General features: G+C 71.2%; 15 protein-coding genes. 1 reads left to right on the top strand and 14 read right to left on the bottom strand.

Annotation, left to right across the window (positions count from 1 at the left end):
- Positions 1 to 25: 25 nt before the first annotated feature.
- Positions 26 to 640, bottom strand: a complete 615-nt coding sequence (locus tag AC21LY_RS18305) for a TetR/AcrR family transcriptional regulator (RefSeq protein ID WP_489047989.1) — start codon at positions 638 to 640, stop codon at positions 26 to 28.
- Between the two features lie 52 nt (positions 641 to 692).
- Positions 693 to 2,075 carry an MFS transporter gene (locus tag AC21LY_RS18300; RefSeq protein ID WP_489047988.1) on the bottom strand — a complete coding sequence of 461 codons (1,383 nt, stop codon included), beginning with the start codon at positions 2,073 to 2,075 and terminating at the stop codon, positions 693 to 695.
- Between the two features lie 174 nt (positions 2,076 to 2,249).
- Between AC21LY_RS18300 and AC21LY_RS18295 the strand changes: the two genes are divergently transcribed.
- Positions 2,250 to 3,182, top strand: a complete 933-nt coding sequence (locus tag AC21LY_RS18295) for an alpha/beta fold hydrolase (RefSeq protein ID WP_489047987.1) — start codon at positions 2,250 to 2,252, stop codon at positions 3,180 to 3,182.
- 73 nt (positions 3,183 to 3,255) lie between these two features.
- On the opposite strand, the gene AC21LY_RS18290 is transcribed toward AC21LY_RS18295, so the two are convergent.
- The 12 genes from AC21LY_RS18290 to AC21LY_RS18235 are packed head-to-tail and all read right to left on the bottom strand — an operon-like array spanning position 3,256 to position 14,747.
- The gene (locus AC21LY_RS18290; RefSeq protein ID WP_489047986.1) at positions 3,256 to 4,761 is read right to left on the bottom strand and encodes a long-chain-fatty-acid--CoA ligase; all 1,506 of its coding nucleotides are present in this window, start codon (positions 4,759 to 4,761) and stop codon (positions 3,256 to 3,258) included.
- Between the two features lie 4 nt (positions 4,762 to 4,765).
- Positions 4,766 to 5,746 carry a phosphotriesterase family protein gene (locus AC21LY_RS18285; protein WP_489047985.1) on the bottom strand — a complete coding sequence of 327 codons (981 nt, stop codon included), beginning with the start codon at positions 5,744 to 5,746 and terminating at the stop codon, positions 4,766 to 4,768.
- Between the two features lie 39 nt (positions 5,747 to 5,785).
- Positions 5,786 to 6,871, bottom strand: coding sequence for an acyl-CoA dehydrogenase family protein (locus AC21LY_RS18280; protein WP_489047984.1), 1,086 nt, complete (start codon positions 6,869 to 6,871; stop codon positions 5,786 to 5,788).
- Positions 6,868 to 8,049, bottom strand: a complete 1,182-nt coding sequence (locus AC21LY_RS18275; RefSeq protein ID WP_489047983.1) for an acyl-CoA dehydrogenase family protein — start codon at positions 8,047 to 8,049, stop codon at positions 6,868 to 6,870. The genes AC21LY_RS18280 and AC21LY_RS18275 overlap by 4 nt, the downstream gene beginning before the upstream one ends.
- Entirely contained in the window at positions 8,046 to 9,275 is a 1,230-nt protein-coding gene (locus tag AC21LY_RS18270) for an acyl-CoA dehydrogenase family protein (protein WP_489047982.1), read from the bottom strand. The genes AC21LY_RS18275 and AC21LY_RS18270 overlap by 4 nt, the downstream gene beginning before the upstream one ends.
- Before the next feature lies 1 nt (position 9,276).
- Positions 9,277 to 10,293 (bottom strand): phosphotransferase family protein, encoded by a 1,017-nt coding sequence (locus AC21LY_RS18265; protein WP_489047981.1) that lies wholly within the window; start codon positions 10,291 to 10,293, stop codon positions 9,277 to 9,279.
- The gene (locus AC21LY_RS18260; protein WP_489047980.1) at positions 10,293 to 10,745 is read right to left on the bottom strand and encodes a MaoC family dehydratase; all 453 of its coding nucleotides are present in this window, start codon (positions 10,743 to 10,745) and stop codon (positions 10,293 to 10,295) included. The genes AC21LY_RS18265 and AC21LY_RS18260 overlap by 1 nt, the downstream gene beginning before the upstream one ends.
- A gap of 9 nt (positions 10,746 to 10,754) precedes the next feature.
- Entirely contained in the window at positions 10,755 to 11,507 is a 753-nt protein-coding gene (fabG, locus tag AC21LY_RS18255) for a 3-oxoacyl-ACP reductase FabG (RefSeq protein ID WP_489047979.1), read from the bottom strand.
- Entirely contained in the window at positions 11,504 to 12,202 is a 699-nt protein-coding gene (locus AC21LY_RS18250; protein WP_489047978.1) for an HAD family hydrolase, read from the bottom strand. Before AC21LY_RS18250 ends, fabG begins: the two co-directional genes overlap by 4 nt.
- Positions 12,199 to 13,188, bottom strand: a complete 990-nt coding sequence (locus AC21LY_RS18245) for an NADPH:quinone oxidoreductase family protein (protein ID WP_489047977.1) — start codon at positions 13,186 to 13,188, stop codon at positions 12,199 to 12,201. The genes AC21LY_RS18250 and AC21LY_RS18245 overlap by 4 nt, the downstream gene beginning before the upstream one ends.
- Positions 13,185 to 13,991, bottom strand: a complete 807-nt coding sequence (locus AC21LY_RS18240; RefSeq protein WP_489047976.1) for an SDR family NAD(P)-dependent oxidoreductase — start codon at positions 13,989 to 13,991, stop codon at positions 13,185 to 13,187. The genes AC21LY_RS18245 and AC21LY_RS18240 overlap by 4 nt, the downstream gene beginning before the upstream one ends.
- Before the next feature lie 3 nt (positions 13,992 to 13,994).
- Positions 13,995 to 14,747: an SDR family oxidoreductase gene (locus tag AC21LY_RS18235; RefSeq protein ID WP_489047975.1), complete on the bottom strand. Its 753-nt coding sequence runs from the start codon at positions 14,745 to 14,747 to the stop codon at positions 13,995 to 13,997.
- Between the last annotated feature and the right edge of the window lie 13 nt (positions 14,748 to 14,760).

Genomic DNA, 14,760 nt, shown 5'->3' with positions numbered 1-14,760 from the left:
GATGGCTCCTTCGCCGACCGGCACGTCAGATGCCGATCAATCTCTCTGCAACGCGGATCTGGTCCGCGATGAAGCGCTCGCGCTCGGCCGCGCTGCCGCGGGCCACGCGCTTGGCGCCGTGGTGGATGGTGTCGTTGAGGATGCGGACCAGGTCCGCCGGGGCGAGGCACAGGTCGACGGTGCCGGGATCGAGCGCCGACAGGTACGCGGTGTACCGCCGGTGCGTGCGCCGCATCAGCCGGTCCCAGATCTCCCCCACGTCCTCACGGATCGGGGCCATCGCATCGAAGAGGGCGACGAGGCCGCCGTTCGCGAACACCCCGTCGGCGTACGCCCGCATCGTCGCGGCGATCACCTCCCGCGGGTCGGTGGTGTCGATCCCGTCGAGCGACTGCGTGGCCTCGAGCTCCGTGGCGACCCGGTCCACCACGGCCAGGAGGATCTCGTCCTTCGACCGGAAGTAGGCGTAGAAGGTGGGCCGCGAGGTCTGCGCGCGGGCCGCGATGATCTCGACCGTGGTGGCTGCGTAGCCGAGGTCGTCGAAGCACTCGGCCGCCGCCCGGAGGAGTTCCTCCCGGCGGGCGGCGCCGGCGTCCTTGCGGTGCGCGCGGGCCCGCTCCTGCGATTGACTGACCGTCACGCTCACGAGTGTGCTCGGCTTCGTTCCACGCTTCAAGGACGCCGGCACCGGCTCACGCCGTGGCCGCCACTCCGGGGACCGCGTTCGGATCCTCGCGCACCGCCTTGCCGTTCGTCTCCTTCAGGAAGTACGCGCTCAGCAGCGTGATCAGGCCCATGGCCGCGAGGTAGACGGAGACGAACGTGCTCGACTGCGTCTCCGCGATGATCGCCGTCATGATCAGCGGCGCCACACCCGAGACGCCGACTGCGGCCAGCTGGTAGGCCAGCGAGGCGCCCGAGTAGCGGATCCGCGGCTCGAACAGCTCCGCCATGAAGGCCGCCAGCGGGCCGTAGGTGAGCGCCTGCCCGAAGCTCGAGACGAACATCGCGACCAGCAGCAGCCCCACGTTGGTGGTCTCGGCGAGCCAGAAGAACGGGAACGCCCAGGCGATGAGCACGGCGGCGCCGACGAGGATCAGCGGACGGCGGCCGACCCGGTCGGAGACGGCGCCGGCGGCCATGATCACCAGCGGCATCACCACGGACGTGGCCATCACGCACATCAGGATCGAGTTGCTGCTCATGCCGAGGCCGCCCGCCGAGGGCTTCTTGCTGCCGTAGCTGACGAACCCGGCGATCGAGACGTAGAAGGCGGAGTTGGTTCCGGCCAGCAGGCCGGCACCGAGCAGGATCTTGCCCCAGTGCTTGCGGATCGCCTCCGACAGCGGCGCGGCCGCGACGGCCTGCTTGCCCGCGTTCTTGGCCGCGACCTCCTTCTGCAGCGCCAGGAACTCCGGCGAGTCCTCGATCTTGTTGTGGATGTACATCACGACCGGCACCAGGATCGCGCTGGCCCAGAACGGCACGCGCCAGCCCCAGCTGAGGAAGGCGGCGGGGTCGAGAAGGGAGTTCATCAGGATCATCATGACGTTGCCGAGGACCAGGCCGAGGGGGACGCCCATCTGGCCGAAGGTGCCGGCGAAGCCGCGCTTCTTGGGGCCGGCGGACTCGGTCAGCAGCAGCACCACGCCGCCCCACTGGCCGCCGCACGCGAGACCCTGCACGAACCGCAGCGAGACCAGGAGGATGGGCGCGAGCGAGCCGATGGCGTCGGCCGTCGGCAGGCAGCCGATGAGGAAGGTGGCCAGGCCCATCGCGGTCAGGCACCAGATGAGCATCGGCTTGCGGCCGATCTTGTCACCGAAGTGCCCCGCGAGGATGCCGCCCAGCGGGCGGGCGACGAAGCCCACCGAGAACGTGGCGAAGGCCATCAGCGTGCCCATCAGCGATGACAGGCCCGGGAAGAAGACCTTGTCGAACACCAGGGCCGCGGCGGTGCCGTAGACGAAGAAGTCGTACCACTCGATCGAGCTGCTGATCAGCCCCGCGGTGAGCAGTTTGCCGTGCGACTTCTTCACCGGTGCCGCAGCACCGGGCTCGCTGGTCTGTGTCATGGATCGCCTTCCGTGATGGTTGTGACTCTGAACACATAGAATGCTTGACGTTGACGTTCATGTCAACTCCCGAGCGAGAACTCCTAAGCGTTCGCTTACGCAGATGAGGGTGTATTTCCGGATCGTCGGACCGGTTCTGCGCCGGTGACGGCACCGATCCCGTACAAAGAGCACATGGCACTCCTCGAACCCGACTTCCCGTCCGCCAACGGCCGCGACACCGTCCACGCCTGGATCCACACGCCGGTCCGCGAGCCCCGCGCGATCGTCCAGGTGATCCACGGCCTCGGCGAACACTCCCGCCGCTACCTACGACTGGTGGCCGCGCTCCTCGACGCCGGCTTCGTCGTGGCCGCGGAGGACCACGCCGGACACGGCGCGACCGCGATGGCCTCCGGCGTCTGGGGCGACGCGGGCGAGGACGCGGCCCACGTCCTCGTCGCCGACTCCGCAGCGCTCCGGGCGAAGGTCCAGGAGCTGCACCCGGACCTGCCCTACGTCGTCTTCGGGCACTCGATGGGGTCGATGATCGCCCGCGGACTCGCCACCGCGGCGCCGGACGGCATCGCCGGATTGGTGCTGTGCGGGATCGCCGCGCAGATCGCCGGGCTCGACGGCGGTGTGGACCGCGCGGCGCTCGCGGCCGAGCCGGACCAGGACGGCCCGGCGCCCGAGCACTACGTGGGGGAACTCTTCGCCGGCTTCGTCTCTCGCTTCGGCGCGGGTGCGGGGCCGACGGACTGGGTCGCCCGGGACGCGGACGTCGTCCGGGATCACGCGGTCGACCCGTTCAACAACTTCGGCGCGCCGCTGTCGACGCGCTTCCTCCGCGGCTTCATCGAGCTGTACGACGCCGCGAACGGCGAGGCCTTCTACGCGGCGCTCCGGCCGGAGACACCGGTCCTGGTCCTCGCGGGCGACCAGGACCCCGTCACCAACTACGGCGAGGGCGCCTACCACGTGGCGAACGCCCTCGTCGCGTCCGGACACCCCGACGTCCGCACCCGGGTCTACCCCGGGGTGCGCCACGAGGTGCACAACGAGCCCGAGACCCGCGACGACGTGGCGGCCGAGCTCATCGCCTTCGTCGAGCGGGTCACCGGCTGAGACGCCCCTCGCCCGGCGCGACGACGGAGCCCCGCCGCGGTCGGCGGGGCTCCGTCGTGGGTCGGGCGCAGGCCTATTCGGCGCGCAGCTCCCGCTTGAGGATCTTGCCGGTCGCGCCCTTGGGGAGCTCGGGCCGCAGGTAGTAGGCCCGCGGGTACTTGTACGCGGCGAGGTGCTCCTTCGCGTGCGCGGCGAGCCCCTCCTCGTCGAGGGTCGAGCCGGGACGCAGCACCACGTGCGCCACGACCTCCTCGCCCAGCCGGTCGTCCGGACGGCCGACCACGGCCGCCTCGACGACGTCCGGATGCGCGTAGAGCACCTCCTCCACCTCGCGCGGATAGACGTTGTAGCCGCCGCGCACGATGAGGTCCTTGAGCCGGTCGACGATGAAGAAGTAGCCGTCCTCGTCGCGGTACCCCAGGTCGCCCGTATGCAGCCAGCCGTTGCGCACCGCCTCGGCGGTGGCCTCCGGCCGCTTGTAGTAGCCCTTCATCACGTTGTGCCCGCGCACCACGATCTCGCCGATGTTGTCCTCACCGGGCGGGAGCTCGGCACCGTCGGTACCGACGGCCCGCATCTGCACGCCCCAGATGGGCTTGCCGATGGAGAGGACCTTGCGCTGCTCGGCGCTGATGTTGAAGGTGGCGGTCGAGGCGGTCTCCGAGAGGCCGTAGCCCTCGAGGATCGCCAGCCCCGGGAACTTCTCCTCGAAGGCGCGGATCACGCCGCCGGGGATCGACGCACCGCCCGAGACGGCGGCCCGCAGGCTGGAGACGTCGCGGCCCGCGAGGTCCACGCCGAGCAGCGCCACGTACATCGTCGGCACGCCCGAGAGCACGGTGACGCGGCGGCGCGCGATCACGTCGACGACCGCCTCCGCCTCGAACCGCGGCACCAGCGCGACCGAGCCGCCGTACCGGACCGCGGCGTTGAGCACGCTGGACAGGCCGAAGACGTGGAACAGCGGCAGCGCGCCGAGCGCCACGTCGTCGTCGTGCATCCCGAACAGCTGCGGCGCGATGGTGCAGTTCATGTAGAGCTCGAAGTGCGTGAGTTCGGCGCCCTTCGGCCGCCCGGTGGTGCCGGACGTGTAGAGCAGCACCGCGGTGTCGTCCGAGCTCGTCGGGTGGATCTCCCCCGTGTCCTCGCCGAGGAGTGTGCCGAAATCCCGCGTCCCCGACGGTGCCTCGCCCACGACCACGACGTCCGTCACTCCCGCCGCGGCGGCGCCGGCGCGGGCACCGTCGAGCGAGAAGGTGGACGTGATGAGCAGGCGCGCATCGCTGTCCGTGAGGTGGTACTCCACCTCACGGGCGGTGAACAGGGGGTTGAGCGGGACCATGGTCATGCCCGCCTTGAGGATGCCGAAGTAGGCGATCACGAACTGCGGCAGGTTCGGCAGCTGTACCGCCACCTTGTCGCCCGCGCCGAGCCCGGCCGCGAGCAGTCCGGCTGCGAGCCGGCCGGATTCGACGTCGACGGCGCGGTAGCTCAGCTCGGTGTCGCCGGCGAACAGCATGGGTGCGCCCGGGTTCGCGGACGCGGACTCGCGGAGCATCACCGCCAGGTTGAACGACATGTGATCACTCCCCCGCCAGCACGCGACGCGGCACGTCGACGAGCATCGTGTCGATCTGCTGCTGCGTCACCCCGCGTTCGAGGACGTACGGGAAGACGTCCTCGAAGACATGGGTGTAGTGCCACTGCAGCATGCCCGCCTTGACGTTCGGGTCGATCCAGTCGATGTAGCAGGAGGCGTCCTGCGACAGCACGATCTTCTCGGTGTAGCCGCGGCGCACCATCTCGATCAGTGTCTCGTTCCGCGCCTCGAAGGTGGTCTCGAGGTTGATGCCGAACCGGTCGAAGCCCAGGGTGAAGCCGGCGTCGGCGAGCGCCGAGAGGTGCTCGACGTCGGTCGAATCGCCGCTGTGGCCCAGCACGATCCGCGCGGGATCGACGCCCTCCTCGTCGCACATCACCCGCTTGACCAGCAGTCCCGTCTGCGAACCCGGGTGCGTGTGCACGGTGATCGGCACCCCGGTGGCGTTGTGCGCCTTGGCGACGGCACGCATCACCCGTTCGACGCCCTCGGTCAGGCCGTGCTCGTCGATCGCGCACTTGAGCATGCCCGCCTTCACGCCGGTGTCGGCGATGCCCTCCTCGATGTCGCGGATGAACATCTCCGCCATGGGATCCGGGAAGTCGATCCCCGTCATCGCCGTGAGCGCCGGGCCCCGGTACATGAAGTACCGGGGCACGTCCCGGTAGGTGTAAACGCCGGTCGCCGCAACGATCTTCACCGGCGTGCGCTCGGCGATCCGCTGGATGCGCGGGATGTAGCGGCCGAGGCCGACCACCGTCGGGTCGACGATGGTGCGCACGCCGGCGTCGTACGCCTTCTGCAGTTGGGCGACGGCGTCATCGGCCCGTGCGTCCTCGTCACCGAAGTCCTCGGGATAGTTCTGCTGGATGTCCGGGGTCAGCACGAAGATGTGTTCGTGCATCAGCGTGACGCCGATGTCGGCGGCGTCGACGTCTCCGGTGACGGTGTGGACGGCACTCATGATTCCTTCTTCCGACGGTGACGGGTGTCAGAGGGTGGGTCAGGCGGGGAGGTCGATCAGCCCCGCCAGCGCGGCGCGGTGCCGCCCGGGGGCGCCGAGACCGATCTGATCGGCCTTGGCGCGCTTGAGGTACAGGTGCACCGGCGCCTCCCACGTCATCCCGATGCCGCCGTGCAGCTGCACGGCCTCCTCGGCCGCCCGCACCGCGAGGTCCGAGCAGTAGGCCGCCGCGACGGCGACCGCGATGACGCTCTCCGGATCCTCGGGACCGAGCTCCGCGAGCGTGACGGTGGCCGACCGGGCCGCCGCCGCAGCGGATTCCGCATCCGCGTACAACTCGGCGAGACGGTGCTTGAGCGCCTGGAAGCCACCCACCACCCGGCCGAACTGCTTGCGATCCTTGAGGTACGCGACGGTCGTGGACACGCACCAGCGCGCCACCCCCGCCTGTTCCGCGGCGAGCAGCGCAGCACCGGTGAGCAGCCCCGCGCGGAGCGCGGCGGCGGCGTCGGTGGTGAGGACCGTGCCCGCCGCGCCGTCGAAGGTCACGTCGGCGACCTGCCGCGTCATGTCCAGCGAGGACACCGGAACCACCTGCGCCGCACCGGCGTCCACGGCGTAGAGGGCGCCGTCGGAGGCCGGGACGAGGAGCACGTCCGCCCCGATCGCGCCCGCCACGGACCGGACGGTGCCGGTGAGGGCACCGTCGGCGACGGGGACGGTGGGCACGGGCCCGTGCGGATCCACCGAGAAGGGCACCGCGAGCGCGGCGGACTTCTCGCCGGACGCGAGGGCCGCGGCGAGGTCGTGCGCGCCGGCGGCGAGCGCCGTGGCGGCCGCGATGCCCGCGGAGGTGAGGAAATCGCCGGCGGCGCAGGCGTACCCGAGCTCCTCGGCGACGACGCCCGCCACGGCCGCGCCGGCACCGGCACCGCCGTGCTCCTCCGGCACCAGCAGGCCCGCGACGCCCATCTCGGCGAGCTCGGCGTCGATGCCGGGCGCGGGAACGCCGTCGTAGGCGGCGATCAGGTCCGACGGTGCCGTGCGCCGCCCCACCAGGTCGTGCACGGCGGCCCGCAGGTCCTCCTCGACGTCGGTCAACAGCAGTGCGGGGGTGAAACTCACTTCGGCACGTCCTTCCACGGCAGGTCCTTGTCGACCCGGTGCTCCGGCGGCAGGCCCAGCACGCGCTCCGCCACGATGTTCTTGAGGATCTCGGAGGTGCCGCCCTCGATCGAATTGCCCTTCGCCCGCAGGTAGCGGTAGCCGGCGTCGCGGCCGTAGAAGTCGACCCGGTCCGGGCGGACCATCGTCCAATCGCCGTACCGCAGGCCGTCTTCGGCGAGCAGTTCGAGTTCGAGCCCGGACAGCTTCTGGTTCAGTCGCGCGAACGACAGCTTCATCGCGGCGCCCTCGGGACCCGGCTGGCCGGAGGCGAGCTTCTGGCCGAGCCGTTGCGCAGTGACCCGCGCGACCTCGCTGTCAACCCACAGCCGCAGCAGATCGTCGTGCAGTTCCGGCGTGCGCAGCTCGGGCCGCTCCCGCCAGGTCTTCGCGACGACGCCGATCATGCCCTCCTCGCGCTGCGCCGCGCGGCCGCCGATCGCGACCCGCTCGTTGTTGAGCGTGGCGTTCGCGACCTGCCAGCCCTGTCCGACCGCACCCAGGCGGTGGGCGTCGGGGATCCGCACGCCCTCGAGGAAGACCTCGTTGAACTCGGCCTCGCCGGTGATCTGGCGCAGGGGGCGCACGTCGACGCCCGGATCGGACATGTCGCACAGGAAGTACGTCAGGCCCTTGTGCTTCGGCAGGTCGGGATCGGTGCGGGCGACGAGGATCGCCCACTGCGCGTTGTGCGCGCCCGAGGTCCACACCTTCTGCCCGGTGACGATCCAGTCGTCGCCGTCGCGGACCGCGCGGGTCGCCAGACCCGCGAGGTCCGATCCCGCGCCCGGCTCGCTGAACAGCTGGCACCAGATCTCCTCGCCCGTCCACAGCGGGCGCAGGAACCGGTCGATCTGCTCCTCCGTACCGAACGACAGGATCGTCGGGGCGGCCATCCCGAGCCCGATCCCGTTGACGTGGCTGCGGTTGTCGGGGGCGCCCGCGGCGGCGAACCGCGCGTCGACCGCCTGCTGCAGGGACCGCGACAGCCCCAGACCGCCGCGACCCTCCGGGTAGGCGACCCAGGCCAGTCCCGCGTCGTAGCGCGCCCGCAGGAACTCGAGCGGGTCCGTCTGCGCCGGCGGGTGCGCCGCGAGGAAGTCGTCGACGCGCTGAGCGAGTTCGTCGGCCGTCGTCATCGGGCCTTCTTCGCGGCGACGCGCTTGAGCTCCGCCCGCGCCAGGGAGTTCTTGTGCACCTCGTCGGGACCGTCGGCGAACCGCAGGGTGCGGATGCCGGCGTAGGCCTCGGCCAGCGAGAAGTCCTGCGAGAGGCCGCCCGCGCCGTGCGACTGGATGGCCTTGTCGAGGATCCACTGCACCGTCTGCGGGGTGGCGATCTTGATCGCCTGGATCTCGGTGTGCGCACCGCGGTTGCCCACGGTGTCCATCAGCCACGCCGTCTTGAGGACCAGCAGGCGCAGCTGCTCGATCCGCACCCGGGACTCGGCGATCCAGTCCCGGATCACGCCCTGCTCCGAGAGCGGCTTGCCGAAGGCGGTACGGCCCGAGACCCGCTCGCACATCATCTCGATCGCGCGCTCGGCGACGCCGATCGAGCGCATGCAGTGGTGGATGCGGCCGGGCCCGAGACGGGCCTGCGCGATGGCGAAGCCGTCGCCCTCGCCGCCGATCAGATTGCTCGCGGGGACGCGGACATCGGTGAAGCGCAGCTCGGCGTGGCCGCCGTGGCTGTGATCGTCGTAGCCGAAGACCTCCATGCCGCGGAGGACCTCCAGGCCGGGGGTGTCGCGCGGGACGAGGATCTGCGACTGCTGGCGGTGGCGCTCGGCATCGGGCGCGGTCTTGCCCATGACGATGAAGATCTTGCAGTTCGGGTTCATCGCGCCGGTGATCCACCACTTGCGGCCGTTGATGACGTAGTCGTCACCGTCCCGGACGATCGACAGGCCGATGTTGGTGGCGTCGGAGCTGGCGACGTCGGGCTCGGTCATCGCGAAGGCCGAGCGGATCTCGCCGTTCAGCAGCGGCGTGAGCCACCGCTCCTTCTGCTCGGCGGTGCCGAACTCGTTGAGCACCTCCATGTTCCCCGTGTCGGGGGCGGCGCAGTTGAACACCGGGGGCGCGAGATGCAGGCTGCGGCCGGTGATCTCGGCGAGCGGGGCGTACTGCAGGTTGGTCAGGCCCGCGCCGTTCTCCCCCGGGAGGAAGAAGTTCCAGAAGCCGCGGCTGCGCGCCTCGGCGCGGAGCTCCTGCAGCACCGGGGCGCTGTCCCAGGCCCAGCGGTCGTCCAGCTCGCCCAGCTGGCGGTGGAAGGTCTCCTCCGCCGGGTAGACGTGGCTGTCCATGAAGTCGTTGACCTGCCCGATCAACTCGGTGGTCCTGGCGTCGTACGCGAATTCCATGTCAGTTCTCCTTGAGTGCCGAGATGCCGGCGTCGAGCAGCGGGTCCACGGCGGCGCCGGCGTCGGCGAAGCCGGCGCCCACGGTCTGGCCGTTGACGTAGCGGTAGTGGATGCCCTCGACGATGCCGGCGAGCTTGAAGCAGGCGAGGGCGAGGTAGAAGCCGAAGTCGCCCAGGTCGCGGCTCGACCCGGCGGCGTAGCGGTCGATGATCTGCTGCTCGGTGAGGAACCCGGGGGCCTCGCTCACGTCGCTGACGGTGCCGGCCGAGACCTTCGCGAGGCGGCCGTAGACCAGCATCAACGCGAGGTCGGTGAGCGAGTCGCCGATGGTCGCGAGCTCCCAGTCGACGACGGCGGCGGGCTCGTCCTGCGGCGAGACCAGCACGTTGTCGAGCCGGTAGTCGCCGTGCACGATCCCGGGCGCGGCGTCCGCGGGGACCCTGGCTTCGAGGGCGGCGAACAGTTCGTCGACCTTGGGCAGGTCGCGGGTGTGCGCCGCGGCGAACTGCTTGCGCCAGCGCTGCACCTGCCGTCCGAGGAATCCCTCGGGCCGGCCGTAGTCCGCGAGGCCGACGCTCGCCGGATCGACGTGGTGCAGGTCGACCAGCGTGTCCACGAGGCGCTCCGAGATCGTCCGGGTGCGGTCCGCTCCGAGGGCCACCAGCTCGCTCGCGCGGCGGTACGGCACGCCGTCGATCTCGCTCATGACGTAGAACGGCGCGCCGAGGACCTCGGGATCGTCGCAGAAGGCGTACATCACCGGCACCGGCACCGCGGTGCCGCCGAGCGCCGACATCATCCGGTACTCCCGGCTCATGTCGTGCGCCGTCGCCAGCAGCTTCCCGACGGGCGGGCGGCGCAGGATCCAGGACGAGGCACCGTCGGAGATGCGGTAGGTGAGGTTGGACTTGCCGCCCGCGATGAGGACGGCCTCCAGGTCCGAACCCGCGCCCTGCACGTGTTGCGGGAGCCAGGCGCCGAGGACCTCGAGGTCGAGGCCCGGGTGCTGCTCGGTCATCAGAAGACCACCACGGAGACCGTCTCGGCCACGCAGGACGGACGATCCGCGCCCTCGCGCTCGATGGTCACCTTCGCCACCACCTGCTGTCCGCCGCCGCCGGGCTCGACCGAGATCAGCTCGACGCCGGCGCGCACCCGCGAGCCCACGGGGACGGGCGACGGGAAACGAACCTTGTTGCAGCCGTAGTTCACCCCCATCTTCGTGCCCTCGACGGTGTAGACCTGCCACACCAGCATCGGGATCAGCGACAGGGTGAGATAGCCGTGCGCGATGGTCGAGCCGAACGGGCCGGCCGCGGCGCGCTCGGGGTCGACGTGGATCCACTGGTGGTCACCCGTCGCCTCGGCGAACTGGTCGATGCGCTGCTGGTCGATCTCGACCCAGTCGCTGTAGCCGAGGTGCTCGCCGACCGCGGCGCGCAGTTCTTCGAGTCCGTTGAGTACCCGCATGATCTTCTCCTAGTCCTTCGGTCCGCCGGCGACGTAGATGACCTGGCCGGAGACGAATCCGGCACCCTCGCTGGCGAAGAAGCTGGCCGCGTGTGCGATGTCGGCGGGTGCGCCGACGCGCTGCACCGGGATCTCCTTGGCCGCGGCGGTCTTGAAGTCCTCGAACGTGATGCCCATGCGCTCGGCGGTGGCGGCGGTCATGTCCGTGGCGATGAAACCGGGGGCGATCGCGTTGGCGGTGACGCCGAACCGGCCCAGCTCGAGCGCGAGGGTCTTGGTGAAGCCCTGCATGCCGGCCTTGGCGGCCGAGTAGTTGGCCTGGCCGCGGTTGCCGAGCGCGGAGGTCGACGACAGGTTGACGATGCGGCCCCAGCCCTCCTTGGTCTGGTACTTCTGCACCTCGCGCGACATCAGGAAGGCGCCGCGCAGGTGCACGCCCATCACCGAATCCCAGTCGGAGACGGTCATCTTGAAGAGCAGGTTGTCGCGGATGATGCCCGCGTTGTTGACCAGGATGGTGGGCGGGCCGAGCTCCTCGGCGACGCGGGTCACGGCCGCGGTCACCTTCTCCTCGTCGGCCACGTCCACGCCCACGCCGATCGCCCGGCCGCCGGCGGCGGTGATCCGGTCGGCGACCTGCTGGCAGGCGGCCTCGTCGAGGTCGAGGACGGCGACGGCGTGACCGTCGGCGGCGAGGCGGGCGGCCACCTCGGCACCGATGCCGCGGGCGGCTCCGGTCACGATGGCGATGCGCTGGGTCATGAGAACTCCTTCTGTGGGGACGTGCTCCGGGCGAGGGCGGGGACGAGCTCCGCCAGGGCCGCCCGGGTGGTGACGGGATCGGTGTGATGGACGGCGCGGATGCCGAGCGCGGCGGCACCGTCGATATTGGGCGTCGCGTCATCGATGAACGCGGCGCGCTCCGGCGGGACGCCCAGGGCGTCGAGCGCCAGGGTGAAGATGGCGGGATCCGGCTTGCGGAGCCCCACCTCCTCCGAGATGATCACCGGCGCGAACAGCGCGGCGAGTCGCTCACGGGGATAGAGGTTTCCACCGCCCCAGCTGTTGGAGACGATGGCCACGGGCACGCCCGCGGCGCGCAGGTCCTCGGCGAGCTCCCACATCGCCGGGTCCTCCTGGATCCGGGCGAACATGCGGCGCAGCACCCCGTCGGGATCGACCGGCGCACCGGAGACGGTGCGCAGCGCCGCGGCGAACTCCGCGTCGAACTCGGCCTCCGGCAGCTCACCGGTCTCGAGGCGGTGGATGGGGCTGCCCGCCGCCGCGTCGCGGCCGAGCCAGGCCTTGAGCGTGGCGGTGAAGCTCGCGGGGTCGATGCCCTCGTCGGCGATCCACGCCTCGATGCTGTGCCGCATCGGTTCCGTGAGGACCCCGCCGTAGTCGAACAGCACGGCATCCACCGCTCGCCCCGCGGTGCCCGACGGTGCCGCCGTCACCGGTCCGCCTGGTAGACCACGCGGCCCACGGTAGTGCCGTCGGCGAGGCGCTGCAGGCCGTCCGGCACCTCGTCGAACGAGAGGCGCTCGCTCACGAGCGGATTGACCAGGCCCCGGTCGGCGAGGGCGGTGAGGTCGTCGTGGCACTGCTGCACCGCGGCGGGGTCGAAGCTGTTGTACAGGCCCCAGTGCAGGCCCACGATCGAGTAGTTCTTGATCAGGGCGTGGTTCAGGGCCACCTCCTGGATCGTGCCGCCGGCGAAGCCGACCACGAGGATCCGGCCCTCGAAGGCGATGCACTTGGTGGAGCGCTTGTAGGTGTCGCCACCGACCGGGTCGTAGATCACGTCGGCGCCGCGGCCGCCGGTCTCCGCCTTGACCACCTCCACGAAATCCTCGGTGTGCCGGTCGACCACCACGTCGGCGCCCAGCGCGCGGGCGACCTCCGCCTTGGCCTCGCCGCCCACGACGCCGATGACCCTGGCGCCCGCGGCCCTGCCGAGCTGGATGGCCGCGCTGCCGACGCCGCCGGCCGCGGCGTGCACGAGCAGGGTCTCGCCCGCCCGCAGGTGTGCGCGCCGGTGCAGCCCGAACCAGCCGGTCTGGTATCCGATGTACAGCGAGGACGCCTGCGCGTCGTCGAGCGACGCCGGTGCGGCGAAGGTCTGCGCCGCGTTCAGGACGGCGTACTCGGCGAACCCGCCGGCCGGCAGCGCGGCGCCGCCCAGCACGCGGTCACCGACCGCGAACCGCTCGGCGCCCTCGCCGGCCGCGACGACCTCGCCGCACAGTTCGACACCGGGGGTGAACGGAAGGTCGGGCTTGACCTGGTAGAGGCCGCGGCACATCAGCACGTCGGGGAAGTTCGCCGCCGTCGCGAGCGTGCGGACGACGACCTGGCCGGGCGCGGGATCCGGGACCGGGAGATCGGCCTCGCGCAGCACCGCGCGCGGCTCGCCCAGCTCGGGTACCTGCCATGCCCTCATCGCGTACGCTCCTTCTCTTCCAGCCGCTGCTGGAGCTTGTTCATGCCGTGCAGCCACTTGTCGGTGGCGGTCGCACGGGTCGTGTAGTAGCCCGCCACCTCGGGGTGCGGGAGGATCAGGAAGTCGTCGCCGGCGAGCGCGTCGACGGCCTGCACCGCGACCTGCTCGGGGGTGAGAGCGGTGTCATGACTCAGCAGTTCCTCGAGCTCGCCGGACCGCTCGAGCATCCCGGTCCGCACGCCCTGCGGGCAGATCGCCTGGACCACGACACCGCGGTGGCGGTAGGTCACCGAGAGCCACTCGGCGAAGGCGACCGCCGCGTGCTTGGTCACCGAGTAGGCCGGGGCGCCCAGCATCGTGAGCAGGCCCGCCGCGGACGCGGTCACCACGAACCTGCCGCCGCCCTGCTCGGCCCACTCCGGCACGAGCAGGCGCGCGGCCCGCACGTGCGCCATCACGTTGACCTGCAGCGAGACGTCCCAGTCCACCTCGGGCGCCTCGAGACCGCGTCCCCGGTCGACGCCGGCGTTGGCGTACCAGGCGTCGATCGCGCCGAGCTCCCGGCGCGCCGTCTCGACCAGAGCCGCAACGCCGTCCTCGGACGCGGCGTCGCCGGGCGCGGCCACGGCGGTGCCGCCGGCGGCGACGATCTCGGCGGCGACGCGGGCGGCACCGTCGGCGTCGATGTCCGCGACGACGACGCGCGCCCCGCGCGAGCCCAGCTCACGGGCGAGGGCCGCGCCGATGCCGTTCCCGGCGCCGGTGACGACGACGCCGCGGCCGTTCGGATCGAAGGGTGCCATGGGCTACACCCCGCCTGTGAGCAGGACGCCGCCGTCGACGGTGAGCGTCTGGCCGGTCAGCCAGGCCGCGTCGTCGGAGAGCAGGAAGGCGACCACGGAGCCGATGTCCTCGGGCACACCGAGCCGCTTGAGCGGGTACGCCGCGGAGACCTGCTCCTCCCGACCCTCGTAGAGGGCGGTGGCGAACCGGGTCTTGACGACGGCGGGCGCGACCGCGTTGACGCGGATGTTCGGGCCCAGCTCGACCGCGAGCTCCTCCGTGAGGTGGATGACCGCGGCCTTGGACACGCCGTAGAAGGCGATGCCGGGCGCGGGCCGCAGGCCGGCGACGGAGGCGACGTTGACGATCGCGCCGCCGTGCTCGCGCTGCCACGCGGCGTTGACCTTCTGCACCCAGGACAGGGTCGAGAGGACGTTGACCTCGAAGATCTTGCGCGCGGCCGCGGGATCGAGCTCCATCAGCGGGCCGTAGACGGGGTTGATGCCCGTGTTGTTGACGAAGAAGTCGGCGCCGCCGAAGGTCTCGATCGCGGTGGCGATCACCTGGTCCTGGTGCGCCTCGTCGTCACCCGAACCGGCGACGGCGACGGCGATCTCGGGACCGCCCAGCTCGGCGACCGCGGCGTCGAGCGCCTCCTGCTTACGCGCCGTGATGACGACCTTCGCGCCGTCGGCCACCAGCCGCTGCGCGATGGCCAGGCCGATACCCCGGCTGGCCCCCGTGACGATCGCGGTCTTCCCGGCGAATCGGGTCATGTGCATACCTTCC

This window comes from Tsukamurella sp. II2bb, from assembly GCF_057815145.1.
This window is presented reverse-complemented; position numbering and strand designations above follow the sequence as displayed.